8 protein-coding genes are annotated in these 14,741 nt (G+C 61.3%); 6 read left to right on the top strand and 2 right to left on the bottom strand.

Features of this window, described 5'->3' with window-relative positions; genetic code table 11:
- Positions 1 to 5: 5 nt before the first annotated feature.
- Positions 6 to 1,355, bottom strand: coding sequence for an NADP-specific glutamate dehydrogenase (gene gdhA, locus Q668_RS15690; RefSeq protein WP_022990586.1), 1,350 nt, complete (start codon positions 1,353 to 1,355; stop codon positions 6 to 8).
- 249 nt (positions 1,356 to 1,604) lie between these two features.
- Here gdhA and Q668_RS15695 point away from each other — a divergent pair, with 249 nt between their 5' ends.
- The 4 genes from Q668_RS15695 to Q668_RS15710 all read left to right on the top strand — a co-directional run bounded on the left by Q668_RS15695 (position 1,605) and on the right by Q668_RS15710 (position 9,746).
- Positions 1,605 to 3,605: a TonB-dependent receptor domain-containing protein gene (locus tag Q668_RS15695; RefSeq protein WP_022990587.1), complete on the top strand. Its 2,001-nt coding sequence runs from the start codon at positions 1,605 to 1,607 to the stop codon at positions 3,603 to 3,605.
- Between the two features lie 154 nt (positions 3,606 to 3,759).
- Positions 3,760 to 5,391 carry a BCCT family transporter gene (locus Q668_RS15700; RefSeq protein WP_022990588.1) on the top strand — a complete coding sequence of 544 codons (1,632 nt, stop codon included), beginning with the start codon at positions 3,760 to 3,762 and terminating at the stop codon, positions 5,389 to 5,391.
- A 63-nt stretch (positions 5,392 to 5,454) separates the two neighbouring features.
- Positions 5,455 to 6,510 (top strand): efflux RND transporter periplasmic adaptor subunit, encoded by a 1,056-nt coding sequence (locus Q668_RS15705; protein ID WP_022990589.1) that lies wholly within the window; start codon positions 5,455 to 5,457, stop codon positions 6,508 to 6,510.
- Between the two features lie 5 nt (positions 6,511 to 6,515).
- The gene (locus Q668_RS15710) at positions 6,516 to 9,746 is read left to right on the top strand and encodes an efflux RND transporter permease subunit (protein WP_036220291.1); all 3,231 of its coding nucleotides are present in this window, start codon (positions 6,516 to 6,518) and stop codon (positions 9,744 to 9,746) included.
- A 5-nt stretch (positions 9,747 to 9,751) separates the two neighbouring features.
- Here the strand turns inward: Q668_RS15710 and Q668_RS15715 are convergent, their stop codons facing one another.
- Complete coding sequence (locus Q668_RS15715; RefSeq protein ID WP_022990591.1) at positions 9,752 to 10,198, bottom strand: potassium channel family protein; 447 nt, start codon at positions 10,196 to 10,198, stop codon at positions 9,752 to 9,754.
- A gap of 136 nt (positions 10,199 to 10,334) precedes the next feature.
- On the opposite strand from Q668_RS15715, the gene Q668_RS15720 reads away from it, so the two are divergent.
- Together Q668_RS15720 and Q668_RS15725 are read left to right on the top strand one after the other, a co-directional pair.
- The gene (locus tag Q668_RS15720; RefSeq protein ID WP_022990592.1) at positions 10,335 to 11,573 is read left to right on the top strand and encodes an efflux RND transporter periplasmic adaptor subunit; all 1,239 of its coding nucleotides are present in this window, start codon (positions 10,335 to 10,337) and stop codon (positions 11,571 to 11,573) included.
- The gene (locus Q668_RS15725; protein WP_022990593.1) at positions 11,570 to 14,731 is read left to right on the top strand and encodes an efflux RND transporter permease subunit; all 3,162 of its coding nucleotides are present in this window, start codon (positions 11,570 to 11,572) and stop codon (positions 14,729 to 14,731) included. The genes Q668_RS15720 and Q668_RS15725 overlap by 4 nt, the downstream gene beginning before the upstream one ends.
- Positions 14,732 to 14,741 lie beyond the last annotated feature (10 nt).

Below are 14,741 nucleotides of genomic sequence, written 5' to 3' on the forward strand. Positions count from 1 at the left end.
CAGGATCAGATAACGCCCATGGCGTTCATGGCCTTGGCAACCCGCAGGAAGCCATTGATGTTGGCACCCAGTACGTAGTTACCTTCGGCGCCGAACTCGGCCGCGGTCTCGTAGCAGTTCTTGTGGATATCAATCATGATTTCCTCAAGGCGCTTCTGGGTGTAATCGAAGGTCCAGGAGTCACGGCTGGCGTTCTGCTGCATTTCCAGCGCAGAGGTGGCAACACCACCGGCGTTGGCTGCCTTGCCCGGGCCGTAGGCGATCTTGGCGTCCTGGAAGATGATGATGCCTTCCGGGGTGGTCGGCATGTTGGCGCCTTCAGCCACGGCGATACAGCCGTTTTCGACCAGGGTCTTGGCATCGCTGCCGTTGAGCTCGTTCTGGGTGGCGCAAGGCAGGGCCACGTCACACGGAACGCTCCAGATGTTGCCGTCTTCCACGTACTTGGCGTCTTTGTGGAACTCGGTGTAGGCACTGATGCGACGACGCTCAACTTCCTTGATACGCTTGAGGGTCTGCAGGTTGATGCCGTTCTCGTCCACGATCATGCCCTGGGAGTCGGAGCAGGCAATGACCTTGGCGCCCAGCTCGTGGCACTTGTCGATGGCGTAGATGGCCACGTTACCGGAGCCGGAAACCACGACAGTCTTGCCTTCCAGGGAGTCACCACGGGCTTTCAGCATTTCGTGGGTGAAGAATACAGTGCCGTAGCCGGTGGCTTCGGTACGGGCACGGCTGCCGCCCCAGTCCAGGCCCTTGCCGGTGAACACGCCGGATTCGTAACGGTTGGTGATGCGCTTGTACTGGCCGAACAGGTAGCCAATCTCGCGGCCGCCCACGCCGATGTCGCCGGCAGGAACGTCTGTGTACTCGCCCAGGTGACGGTACAGTTCGGTCATCAGGCTCTGGCAGAAACGCATGATTTCGTCGTCGGACTTGCCCTTCGGATCGAAGTCGCTGCCGCCTTTACCGCCGCCGATGGGCAGGCCGGTCAGGGCGTTCTTGAAGATCTGCTCGAAGCCCAGGAACTTGATGATGCCCAGGTAAACGGACGGGTGGAAACGCATGCCGCCCTTGTAGGGGCCCAAGGCGCTGTTGAACTCAACGCGGAAGGCACGGTTGATGTGGATCTCGCCACTGTCGTCCTGCCAGGGTACACGGAAGATGATCTGGCGCTCTGGTTCGCAGATGCGCTGGATGATCTTCTTGTCGGCGAACTCGGGATACTTGACCAGTACGGGCCCCAGAGTTTCCAGCACTTCATGAACTGCCTGGTGGAACTCTTTCTCACCGGGATTGCGGTGCAGAACGTCCTGGTAAATCGGTTCCAGCTTTTCGTCGAGTTTTGCTGTCATGGGATAAGCCCTCGGAATTCGCGTATTGAAAGTCGCAAGAATTTGCGACCACCCAAAAAAAGGGACGAGATTTCACCACATCTGACGGTAGTTTTGCAAGTGCAGGGCGAAACAATGTGCTTCTGCACCTATCGGAGATACCCCCAAAGAGGTGCGGCATTGTGTCTCAAGCCAGGCTTAAGGAAGGGTCTTACAATTCCGGATCATTAGTCATGCAACCAACTAAAACGATCCAAGGACCGCCAACCGATGTTGAGACAAACCCGCCTGGCTCGCTGTATCAGCCTTGTGATGGCCGGCTATGCCGTCGCTCCCCTTGCCAATGCCCAGTCCGAAGCTGAAAACCCGGTGGTCATCAGGGTAACCGAAGGCCAGTCCGCCGAAGCGGCCAGGCTTTCTGCGGCAGCTATCCAGACCGAGCCGGTACAACGGTTGTCGTCTGATGCGTCTGTGTCGCTGTCCCGTATGGGTGGCCGTGGCCTGGACCCGGTAATCCGTGGCCAGAACGAGGAGCGGGTTGAGGTATTGCTGGACGGCATGCGGGTGGAGGGCGCCTGCCCGAGCCGGATGGACCCGCCCACCAGCCGTCTGAGTACGGCGCTGGCGCCGGTGCTGGAAGTGCGCACCAGCAACCGCACCCTGCGCTGGGGTCCGATTGCCGGCGGCCAGGTGGTGGCCACCACTGCAGCTCCGGAATTTGCGGATGACAACCGCACAACCGGCCACCTGACCCTGGGCGGCGCCGACAATGGCGAAGGCAAGCTGGTGAACGGCAGCGTAGCGGCCGGTAGCAAGGATGCCTTCATTCGATTGGCCGGCGGCTACGACGAAGCGGACGACTACGAAGACGGCGACGGTAACGAAGTCCGCAGCTCCTACGAAAACACCGAAGGCCGGGTGGATGGCGCCTGGACAGCTGATAACGGTTTCTACATCAAAGGCATGGTCAGCCGCCAGGAAGAGCGGGATGTCAGCTTCCCGGGCCGTGGTATGGACGCGCCGAAAACCGACACCGACCTGTACCGAATGGAGCTGGGTGCGCCCATTGCCAACGGCGGCTGGAACCTGATGGCCTGGCAGGCGGACGTTGACCATGTGATGGATAACTTCAGTCTGCGTGAGCAAACGGCTCCCATGAAAATGTTGACCGCCTCGGAGACGAGTACTCAAGGCGTGCGACTGGTGCTGGATCAGACCATCAACTACACCAAAGACATTGCTATCGGTGTCGATGTGGAAAGCAACGACTGGGATGCCGCCCTGAACAACGTGGATAAAGACGTTGTGGCCTCTTACATGTGGCCGGGCGTTGAGAGAGATCGGGTGGGTGTGTTTGTTGAAGCCTTCCACCAGATCCGCATGAACACCCGGTTGGGTGCCGGTATTCGTTACGACCGTGTAGAGATGCAGGCCACCAAGGCTGACCAGACCTACATGCTTAAAAAGCCAGATGGAACCATGGTGTCGATGAGTGCGGCCAAGGCTTACGAGCAGGTATATGGCACCACCAGCACCGATGCCAATGATGACAACGTCAGTGGCTTTGTCAGTGGTGAGTGGCGTTACGCGCCGAACCGTAGCCTGGATGTCGTGGCCAGCCACAGTGTGCGCAGCCCTGGAGTGACCGAACGCTACGTCAACAAAATGCTCGGTTGGGTGGGTAACCCGGGCCTGGACACCGAGAAACACAACAAGCTGGAAATCAGCCTGTCGGGCCGGGAAGGCAACTGGAACTGGCGTCCGGCGGTCTGGGTAGACCAGGTGGACGACTATGTTCTGCGTTCCCAGGACCGCTACTACAACATTGATGCCCGCTTGCTGGGTGTCGAAGGCCAGCTGGGCTGGAGCAACGGTACCTGGAGCACGAACAGCAAGCTGGCGTCTGTAAGGGGTGAAAACCGGGATGCCGACAAGGCGCTGCCGCGGATTCCGCCGATTCAGTTTATCCAGACCCTTGGCTGGCATCATCAGGGTCACACCCTGGAAGCTGAATGGCAACTGGCGCGCCGGCAGGATCGGGTAGACCTGGAGTCTGGCCTTGATCCCAGCACCTCACCGGGTTACGGCGTCTTCAACCTGTCCGGTACCCATCCGCTTATGGCCAACCTGAGCCTGACCTGGGCGGTCGATAACGTGTTCGACAAGACCTGGGCATCCCACGTGAGCAAAGCGGATGCTCTGGGCGAGGAGTTTTTCAAGGTCAACGAACCGGGCCGTACCGTGCGCGCAGCACTCACGGCCCGGTGGTAAAGACGATTATGGCGGTTACCCGCTTCTCATAGCCGGCGGGTGACATTTATACCCCGGGCAGATGTTGAGTCTGTCCGGGGTTTTTTTGTGCCTTTCTGCAGGGGGGCTAGAATGGGACGCTATCAATTCAGCAAGATCAGGTAAAAGGGTGGTTATGAGTCATCGTCCCGGTTGGGTTTTCTACAGTTCATTTGTTCTGCTGGCGGTCTTTGTGGTGGCCGGCGGGCTGATGCCAGACCAGTTGTCCTTCTATGCCCACAAGGCCCTGGAGTTCACCACCCTGCACTTTGGCTGGTTGTACCTGTTTGCCACCTCGGGTTTCCTGGTGTTCTGCATAGCGATTGCCGGCAGTGACTACGGCCGGATACGACTGGGGGCCGACGGCGAGGCGCCGGAGTTCTCCTACCTGACCTGGCTGGGCATGATCTTTTCCGCCGGTATGGGGGTGGGGCTGGTGTTCTGGGCGGTGGCCGAGCCCATGAGCCACTTTGTTTCGCCGCCGTTTGGTTCCGCTGAACCGGAAAGCCCGCAGGCGGCCAGTATGGCCATGCGCTATTCGCTGTTTCACTGGGGCTTTCACCAATGGGCCAATTTCGCGCTGGTAGGGCTGGCCATTGCCTATGTGCGTTTCCGGCTGCAGCGCCCCGGCCTGATCAGTGAGGCCTTCCGCTCCACCATGGGCGACCGTGTGGATTCCGGTGCCGGCCATGCCATCAATATCCTGGCGGTGGTCTCCACGGTGTTCGGGGTTGCCACCACGCTCGGGCTGGGGGTTATCCAGATCAACAGTGGCCTGGGAGCGGTGGCCGGCACGGCATTCGGGGTGAGTCAGCAGCTGTTCATCCTGGTGGGAGTGGCCGCGGTATTTCTGCTGTGTTCGCTGGCGCCGCTGGAAAGCGGTATCCGCTACGTGAGTGATGCCAACATGGTGCTGGCGGCGGGTTTGCTGGTGTTTGTGTTTTTCTTCGGGCCCACCGATTTCATTACGGCGGCCATGACCAATGCCATCGGGGATTATTTTTCCAACATGGTGGGCATGAGCCTGGTGATGACGCCTTACACCGGCGACGACTGGGTAGAGCGCTGGACCATTTTCTACTGGGCCTGGGGGCTGTCGTGGGCGCCGTTTGTGGGCAGCTTTATTGCCCGGATTTCCCGCGGCCGCACCATCCGAGAGTTTGTGTTCGGGGTGATCGGCATGCCGGTGCTGCTGAGTATTGTCTGGTTCTCCACCTTTGGCGGTTCGGCGCTGTATTTCGAACTGTTCGAGGGCGCGGCGCTGGGCGAGGCGGTGACCACGGAAATGAGTTCGGCCTTGTTTGCCACCCTGGAATACCTGCCGGGTACCGCCATTCTGGGCGGGCTGATGCTGGTGCTGATCGTTTTGTTTGTTATTACTTCCGCTAACTCGGCTACCTTTGTATTGGGGATGTTCACCAGCAAGGGGGTGCTCAACCCGAAACGCTGGTCCCGCTTGACCTGGGGCATAGTGCAGGTGTCTGTGGCCGGTGTACTGTTGCTCAGTGGCGGGCTGGAGGCGTTGCAGACCATCTCCATACTGGCAGCCTTTCCGTTCATGATGCTGATGATCTTCATGGCAACGGCACTGCTGAAATCCCTGCGTAACGAACAGCGCCAGATCGAGCTGCACGAGGCCATGACCCGGGAGCGCCTGCTGCGGTTGCTGGCGGAAAGTGACGACCTGGGTGACAAAGGCTGGGAACCGGCCGAAGAGGGCGGCTCAGAGGCTCCGCCGGAACAGCCGGAAAATAACCCCCGGGCCTGATTTCATCGGGTGAAAAGGGTGCTAGAATTCGGTTATTAGCAAATACCAAAAAGGAATAAGTTGATGGCTAAGCGCGCGTTGATCGGATGGATGCTGGCACCCTGGTTACTCTTTCCCATCGCAGCTCCGGCACAGGATCTCCAGGCCACGCCGGTAACCCGGGCGCCGTTCAATGAAACCGTACACCTTGACGGGCTGATCGAAGCGGTTCAGCAAAGCACGGTGTCGGCCCAGACCAGCGGTACGGTGGTCGAGCTGCCGTTTGATGTGGACGATTCGGTAGCAGCCGGAGACCTGATCGTGCGCCTTGAAGACAGCGAGCAGCAGTCGCGCCTTCGGCAGGCGGAAGCCGGCCTTGGAGAAGCCCGCTCCGGTTTGCAGGATGCCCGGCAGCAGTACACCCGCATAGAAGCCATCCATGAGCGGGGCCTGGTGTCGCGGCAAGAGTTTGACCAGGCCAGGAACAACCTCAGTGCGGCCAGGGCCCGGGTGGAGCGGGCGGAAGCCTCTGTGGCAGAAGCGCAGAAACAACTGGACTACACCCGCATTATTGCCCCTTATGGCGGAATCCTGACCGAGCGCCATGTGGAATTGGGCGAGTCGGTGAACCCGGGCCAGCCGCTGCTCAGCGGCCTGTCGCTGGAGCAACTTCGGGTCGTGGTTGACCTGCCCCAGAAGTACGCAGATCTGGCCCGCAGCGAACGCCAGGCTACCGTTACCCTGGCCGACGGCCGGGTGCTGGAAACCGGCGAGCTGACGTTCTATCCCTACGCCAATCCGGAAACCCACACCTTTCGCCTGCGGCTGCGCCTGAATGAGCCCAATGGCAGCCTGTTCCCGGGCATGCTGGTGAAGGTCAGTGTGCCGGTAGCCAGCCGGGAGGCCCTGTGGGTACCGGCCAGCGCGCTGATTCAGCGCAGCGAACTGCGGGCCGTGTTTGTGCTGGACAGCCAGGATCAGCCCCGTCTGCGCCAGGTCCGCCTGGGTGTTCGCGAGAACGACCGGCTGGAGGTGCTGGCCGGGCTTTCGGAAGGCGAACGGGTGGTGACCAATCCGGATGAGCTGGTGGGCAGCGAACGCTTGAGCCTGTCTGAAAACGCCCGGGCTGAAGGGGAGTAATGGCTGTGAGTGATAACCTGCCGCCGGTCGGCCCGTCCGGAGCCATTGCCCGGGTATTCCAGAACAACCACCTGACGCCGCTGCTGGCGATCCTTGCGATTATTCTTGGTGTCCTGTCTGTCGTGGTGACACCCAAGGAAGAAGAACCTCAGATTGATGTCACCATGGCGGACATCATGGTGGCCATGCCCGGTGCCAGCACCCGGGAGGTTGAAAGCGCCATTGCCACACCTGCCGAGCAGGTAATGAGCGAAATCAAGGGCGTGAAGCACGTGTATTCCGTGTCCCGTCAGGGCCAGGCGGTGATCACCGTGCAGTTCGAGGTGGGCATCGCCCGCCAGGACGCCCTGGTTCGGCTGTACAACCAGGTGTATTCGAACCAGGACTGGTTGCCGCAGAATCTCGGCGCCTCCCAGCCGGTCATAAAACCCCAGGGCATTGATGATGTACCGGTGATGACCTTGACACTGTATGACCCCACCGGCACCCACAGCGGGGAAGAACTTACCCGCCTGGCCCATATGCTGGAAGTGGCCCTGAAGCGGGTACCCGGTACCCGGGATATCTACACAGTGGGCGGCGTGCCCGACCGGGTGGATATCGTATTTGATCCGGCTCTGCTGGCCGGTTTCGGCCTGACCACGGCGGATATCGAAAGTGCCCTGCAGTCTGCCAACGCCTCCAGCCAGGAAGCCCGGGTAACCCGGGATAATCTCTCGATACCGGTGCAGGCCGGTACCCTGTTGCAGTCCCTCGAAGACGTAAAGCGCCTGGTGGTGGGGATGCACCAGGGCGCGGCTGTGTACCTGGATGATGTGGCGGAGGTTCGTCGCGGCAGTACCGTACCCGACCAGAGCGTGCTGGCGGGCTTCGGACCGGCCCATGGGGATGAACGGGCAGGGAAGGCCGGCGATGTCTACCCTGCGGTCACCCTCGCGATTGCCAAGAAACCGGGTGAAAACGCCATCGATATCACTACCGCGATCGAACAGCGCCTGGACCAGCTGCGCAACCGGGCACTGCCGGCCGACGTGGAGGTGCTGGTTACCCGTGACTACGGAGTGACCGCGTCTGACAAGGCGCAGAAGCTGATTTCCGACCTGGTCTCCGCCACCCTGGCGGTGATGCTGCTGGTGCTCGCCTTTATGGGCTGGCGCCAGGCGCTGATCGTCGGTATTTCGGTGCTGATCACCCTGCTGCTGACCCTGGTGTTTTCCTGGGCCTGGGGCTTCACCCTCAACCGTGTCTCGCTGTTCGCGCTGATCTTTTCTATCGGGATCCTGGTGGACGACGGCATTGTCATTACCGAGAACATTAACCGCCGCATCCAGAACAGCCGTCGGGCCATAAAAGACATTATCCCGGTGGCAGTGGATGAAGTGGGTACACCCACCATCATGGCCAGCCTGACCATCATGGCGGCCCTGCTGCCCATGGCGTTTGTCTCCGGGCTGATGGGCCCCTACATGAGCCCGATTCCGATCAACGCATCGGCCGGTATGGTGGTGTCCCAGGTTGTGGCGTTTGTGGTGGCGCCCTGGCTGGCCTTCCGGCTGCTCAAGCACAAGAAAGGCGAGGCCCTGGAAGAGGGTGGCGATTCCGGCAGCTCTGCCGATGGCGTCAGCCCGGTGTCCCTGAAAATTTTCAACACGGTGCTGGGGCCGTTTTTGGGTGAACACGCCTGGCGCCGGCGTTTGCTGGCGCTTGGGGTGGTCCTGCTCACTCTGGGCGCGGCCTCTTTGCCGGTATTCCAGGCGGTGATCCTGAAAATGCTGCCTTTCGACAACAAGTCGGAATTGCAGGTGGTGGTGGATATGCCCGAGCGCACACCCATGGAGCAAACCCAGCGGGTGCTGACCGAAATGGGCCATTACCTGGAAACCGTGGACGAAGTGGATAACTGGCAGGCCTATGCCGGTACCGCTTCACCGATCAATTTCAACGGCCTGGTGCGCCAATATTATCTGCGCAGCGAGCCCTACCAGGGTGATATCCAGGTCAACCTGGCCAGTGCGGAGGCGCGCAGCCGCCCCTCCCATGACATCACCCAGGCCCTTCGTGGCCCGCTGACCGAGATTGCTGACCGGTACGGCGCCAAAGTGAAAATGGTGGAGGTGCCGCCGGGGCCGCCAGTGATGTCGCCATTGGTGGCGGAAGTCTACGCTGCTGATGCTTTCCGCAGAGCCGAGCTAGCCAGGCTGATTGCCGGTGATATGGCAAACATTGAGGGGTTGGTGGATATCGACACCACCCTGGAAGCACCCACCCGGCAATGGGAAGTGGTGGTAGACCGGGCCCGGGCGGCCCGGCTGGGTGTGTCCCAGGCCCAGGTGGTGGCCACCCTGCAGACGACACTGGGCGGCGTGAATGTCAGTTACCTGCACGATGAACAGGCCAAGTACCCGGTGCCAATCAGGGTGATTTTGCCTGAGGCCGACAAGGCCCAGCCGTCTGCCCTGTTGTCCATCAAGGTGCGCAGCCGCAGTGGCGAGCTGGTGCCGCTGGCCAGTGTCGCCGAGGTGCGGGAAGCGGACTGGATGGGCGCTATCTATCACAAGGACTTGCTGCCGGTGACCTACGTGACGGCAGATATGGCCGGCGAGATTGATTCACCGCTATACGGCATGTTCCGGATGGTCAGCCTGTTGAACGAGCAGGAGCAGGCACCGGAGCAGTTCTTTATCCAGCAACCGCCGCTGCCGGAAAAAGGCACCCTGAAATGGGATGGCGAGTGGCAGATCACCTACGAAACCTTCCGGGATATGGGCGCTGCCTACAGCGTGGGTGTGTTCATGATCTTCGTATTGCTGGTGGCCCAGTTCCGCTCCTACATCCTGCCGCTGGTGATTATGGCGCCGATTCCGCTGACCATGATCGGCATCATGCCCGGCCATGCCCTTCTGGGTAAGGAATTCACCGCCACCAGTATGATCGGCATGATCGCCCTGGCGGGGATTATCGTACGTAATTCCATCCTGTTGGTGGTGTTTATCAAGCAGCTGCTGGACGAAGGCATGGAGCTGGAGAAGGCGGTGGTTCTGGCCGGTGCCGTGCGGATCAAGCCCATTGCGCTGACCGCGGTGTCTGCCGTAGTAGGGGCTTACTTCATCCTCAGCGACCCGATCTTCAACGGCCTGGCGATTTCGCTGGTGTTCGGGCTGGCCATGTCCACGCTGTTCACGGTGATTGTGGTGCCACTGCTGTACTACACCCTGGCCCGCTGCAAGTGGGTTTGAAGCCGCTATCGGGCGGGCCAGTAGCGCTGCATTTCCAGGAACAGGAATGAGGCGCTCCAGGTCAGCAGCAGAAACCCGGTAAGCCCCTCAATGCCGGTCAGGTAGCGCAGCTGGCCGAGAGGCACAATGTCGCCGTAGCCCAGCGTGGTGAAGGTGCTGAAGGAAAAGTAGACGCAATCGAGCAGGCTGCCCGAGAAGTTACCGGTCAGCAGGCCCCAGCCGTCGGCGTGGTGCATGAACCAGAATGCGGTGGCGAACACCCATACCTGCAGTGCGTGGGAAATCAGGCACCCCAATACCGCCACAATCAGGCGGAAATGGTGGCTCTTTCTCATTTTGCCGAGCATGGTGCTCAGGCGCAGCAAGGTTTCATTATGGATAAACACCACAATGCACACCAGGGCGCAGTTGAGCAGGACAACGTTCAGCAATGTGTCGTAGGTGCTCGGCATTGAGCGGGCTTCCTGGTCAAGAAGGGGGCCTGTGTGAATTTGTCGCAGGGTGCGGTCAATCGGATCCGCCCTGAAAATTGTATAGTAGTTTTAGCGCGTTAACGCGACCCTGCCAACCGGAACAAGAAACCTGGCTATGTTGAAACGTCTGTTACCCCTGATCATCCTGGCTGTCGGTGTACTGGTTTTTATTGCCCTGAAAGCCACCCGTCCGGAACCGGCGGAGGTTACGGCCACGGAACGCAGCTGGCGTGTTGAGGTGCAAGCCATTACACCGGGCAGCCAGGTGCCGGTATTGCCCCTGTATGGCGAGGTGCTTGCACCGGACCAGCAAACCATCACCGCCACGCTGGCGGGCCGGGTGGCGGAGCGCCCGGCGTCTGAAGGGCTGAGCGTGAAGCAGGGCGATTTGCTGCTGGCGCTGGACGAAGAGGACATCGGCCCGGCATTGGCCCAGGCCCGGGCCCAGGTGGATGACCTGGACGCCCAGATAAGCTCGGAGCAGGTGCGCTACCGCAACGACCAGGCCGCCCTGAAAAGTGAGCAGGCCATTGTTGCCAATGCCCGGCGGCAGTTTGAGCGTATTGAGTCGCTGGTGGGGCGCAACCTGGCCTCCCGTGAAAACCTTGAGGCGGCAACCGATGCCCTGGCCCGTGCCGAACTGACGATCAGCACCCGGCAGCGGGCTATCCAGGAACACCCCGCCCGCCTGCAAAGCCTTGAGGCCAAACTGGCCCAGGCCCGGGCTAACCTGGCGGCCACGGAACGGGATGTCGACCGGGCCAGGGTGGTGGCACCGTTTGACGGTGTGGTGACCGGTATTGAGGTGGCCGTAGGCGATCAGGTATCTCGCAACGAGCCTCTTCTGACGGTTTATCCCACCCGGGGCCTGGAAGTGCGAGCCCGGGTGCCCCAGGTATTCCAGAACGAACTGATCACCGCGCTTGGGCAGGGGCAAACCCTGACCGCGATTTCAGATAATGGCCATGAATTCGTCCTGGCCCGCTTTGCCGGCCTGTCAGACCCGGCCGGCACCGAAGCCGTGCTGGAACTGCAGGGCGAACCCGGTGGCCTGCGCCCCGGGGCGTTGCTGCCCCTGACCCTTGAACGACCCGCCCGGCAGCAGGCGGTGGACGTACCGTTCAGCGCCCTGTATGGCGCGGACAGCGTTTACCTGATGACCGAAGACGGCCGCATGCAGCGGATTGAGGTAGAGCGCATCGGCGAGGCCCGCAGCGAAAACGGTGAACGCCGGTTGCTGATTGCAGGAGAGCAGCTCACCCCCGGTGCCCGCCTGATCACTACCCACCTGCCCAATGCTGTGACCGGTTTGAAAGTCGAACTGGCAGGTACTGACGGGGAGCCTGCCCAGTGAAGCGCAAGCAGGGCGTAATCGGCTTCTTTGTTCATCACCGGGTTGCCGGCAACCTGGTGATGCTGGTGATGTTGCTGGGTGGCGCATTGGCGCTTACCCGCATGAATATCCAGTTTTTCCCCACTTTCGCCCTGGACGTAGTCAGTGTGCGGGTGGTCTGGAGTGGTGCCTCTGCCGAAGACGTGGAGCGCGGTATCACCGACCCGCTGGAGCAGCGCCTGCGCAGTGTCGATGGCCTGAAAAAGATGACATCTACCTCCGCCCAGGGGGTGTCATCCATCAGTCTGGAATTCCATGAAGGCACCGACCCGATCCAGGCGGTGGACGATGTGCGCCAGCAGGTGGATGAATTCAACAACCTGCCCGGCGACGCCGAGGAACCCCAGGTAGCCCGGGTGGAGCGGTATGAACCGGTGGCCCGGCTACTGGTATACGGCGAGGTGGATCGTAGCGAACTGCGCCAGCTGGTGTACCGGTTTGAAGACGAACTGCTGGAGCGGGGTATTGACCGCATCAACATCCGCGGCCTGCCTGAACAGCAGGTCAGCGTGGATGTGCCGGTAGAACGGCTGGAAACCCTGGGGCTGTCGCTGGAGCAGATTGCTGACCGCGTTGCTTCCCTGTCCCGGGATTTGCCCGCCGGCATGATGGCCCAGCAGGACGCCACCCGGGAATTGCGTTCGGTAGAGCAGCGTCGCAGCCCCCAGGCTTTTGAAACGATTCCGGTACTCAGCGGAGACCGCATTCGCTTGCAGCTGGGTGATATCGCCATCATTCGCCAGGAAGCCCGGGACAACCAGACGGTGATGGAAAACGAAGGCCTGCCGGCGGTGGAGCTGCAATTGCAGCGCGCGGAGAACGGCAATTCGCTGGCGGCTGCCCGGGTACTGGAAAGCTGGCTGGAAGACACCCGCCCGGTATTACCGCCCACGATCAAAATGCAGGTGTATGACGAAACTTGGCAGCTGCTGGAAGACCGGATTTCCCTGCTGGTGAATAACGGCCTCAGTGGCCTGGTGTTGGTGATCGCCCTGCTGTACCTGTTTCTGCCCGGGCGGGTGGCGGCCTGGGTGGCCGTCGGTATTCCCACCGCCTTTATGGCCGCGCTGGCGGTGCTGTGGTTGCTGGGCGGCTCCATCAACATGATGTCGCTGTTTGCCCTGATCATGGCGCTCGGGGTTATCGTGGATGATGCCATTGTGGTGGGCGAGGATGCCGACGCCCACGCCCGCATGGGGGAGCAATCCATCTACGCCGCCGAAGGCGCCGCCAAGCGCATGGTGTGGCCGGTGCTGGCCTCGTCCCTGACCACAGTGGCCGCCTTTATGCCGCTGCTGGTGGTGGGCGGCATTATCGGCAACATTCTGGGCGATATTCCGCTGGTGATGATCTGTGTTCTGGTGGCTTCGTTGCTGGAATGCTTTGTGGTATTGCCGGCTCACCTGCGCCACGCCTTTGTGGTCAAGGACAAGGGAGACAAGCTACCGGAGCAGGGCGCTCGCCCGCGCGGTAATCCGGTAAGCCGGTTCCGGGACCGGTTCGAGCAGGGTTTTGACCGTTTCCGGGAAGGCCCGTTCCGCCGGTTTTCCCGGTACAGCCTGAAACACCGTGGCGCTACCGTGGCCAGCGCCCTGGCCCTGGCGATTGTGACGGTGGGTCTGTTGGCCGGCGGCCGCTTGGGCTTTAACTTCTTCCCCACACCGGAGCCTTCCGTGTTCTATGCCAATGCCAGCTTTGTGGCCGGCACGGACAAAGGCACCGTGGAAGATTTCATGCGCCAGATGCAGCAGACCCTGAACGAAACCGAACAGGCCCTGGGAGGTAACCTGATCCGCCATGCGGTAACCACCTTCGGGGCCACCCAGGGTGCCGAGGGCAGCTCCCGTAACGATGACGAACTGGGCTCCATGCTGGTGGAGTTGGTGCCGTCGGACCGGCGGGACGTTCGTAACCCGGAGTTTATGCGGGAATGGCGTAGCCGCATGGCGCTGCCCGCCGGGCTGGATGCCCTGAACATCAATGAACGCCAGGCCGGGCCTCCGGGGCGGGATGTGAACGTACGCCTGACCGGCGATAACGCAGAAAACCTGAAACGGGCCGCCGATGAAGTGGCCCAGGCCCTGAGCACCCTGCCCGGGGTGCTGGATGTGGAAGACGACATGCCCTGGGGCCGGGAACAACTGATCTACCAGGTGAGCGCCTTTGGTGAAGCGCTGGGCCTGACCACGGTGGATCTTGGCCGGCAGTTGCGGGCCGCCTTTGACGGCCGGATCGCCCAGATCTACCAGGATGGTCGCGACGAAGTGGAAGTGCGGGTGCAGCTGCCCCGGGATCAGCGGGAACAGTATTCCACCCTGGAGCGTATGACCGTGCGCCTGCCCGACGGTCGGTTTGTGCCCCTGGCTCAGGTGATGAACCTGGATCACCGTCAGGGCTTCCAGGCTTTGCGCCACGCCGACGGCAAGCTGGCGGTGGAAGTGACGTCAGCACTCAATACCCGGGTGGCCACGACCGACCAGGTGATCGAGAGCCTGCAGGCCGGCGCGCTGCCGGATATTGCCAGCCATTATGGCGTGCGTTACAGCTTCGAAGGCCGTTCCGCTGACCAGCGCGAAACCATGGACGACATGAAAGCCGGCTTGGTGATCGGTGTTGCGCTGATGTACGTGGTGCTGGCCTGGGTGTTTGCGTCCTGGAGTCTGCCGTTGATCGTGATGGCCATCATCCCGTTCGCCCTGGTGGGCGCGTTGCTGGGGCATTGGGTCATGGGGCTTCAGCTGACGATTCTGTCACTGTTTGGTCTGTTCGGCTTGTCAGGCATCGTGGTCAACAACGCGATTATCCTGGTGGCTTTCTACAACCAGCAGCGACAGAAAGGCCTGAGCATTACCGATGCCCTGAACGAAGCGGCGGTGCAGCGGGTGCGGGCAGTGTTGCTGACTTCCCTGACCACCATCGGCGGCCTGTTGCCCCTGCTGTTTGAAACCTCCCTGCAGGCCCAGTTCCTGATTCCGATGGCGACCTCTATCGCCTTCGGCCTGGGGTTGGCGACCTTCCTGGTGTTACTGGTGATTCCGGCACTGTTGTCCTGGGTGGAGCAGTTCCGGGAATGGCGGGCCAGCCGTCGGGGCCCGCAGCCGGAGGTGTCGGAAGCCTGAGTGCCGTTAC

The organism is Marinobacter sp. ES-1 (assembly GCF_000475255.1).
Lineage (GTDB): Bacteria > Pseudomonadota > Gammaproteobacteria > Pseudomonadales > Oleiphilaceae > Marinobacter > Marinobacter vinifirmus.

What these genes read in the sequence shown, in the direction of transcription:
- gdhA (WP_022990586.1), bottom strand. Translation starts at nt 1,355, where the DNA reads ATGACAGCAAAACTCGACGAAAAGCTGGAACCGATTTACCAGGACGTT.
- Q668_RS15695 (WP_022990587.1), top strand. Translation starts at nt 1,605, where the DNA reads ATGTTGAGACAAACCCGCCTGGCTCGCTGTATCAGCCTTGTGATGGCC.
- Q668_RS15700 (WP_022990588.1), top strand. Translation starts at nt 3,760, where the DNA reads ATGAGTCATCGTCCCGGTTGGGTTTTCTACAGTTCATTTGTTCTGCTG.
- Q668_RS15705 (WP_022990589.1), top strand. Translation starts at nt 5,455, where the DNA reads ATGGCTAAGCGCGCGTTGATCGGATGGATGCTGGCACCCTGGTTACTC.
- Q668_RS15715 (WP_022990591.1), bottom strand. Translation starts at nt 10,198, where the DNA reads ATGCCGAGCACCTACGACACATTGCTGAACGTTGTCCTGCTCAACTGC.
- Q668_RS15720 (WP_022990592.1), top strand. Translation starts at nt 10,335, where the DNA reads ATGTTGAAACGTCTGTTACCCCTGATCATCCTGGCTGTCGGTGTACTG.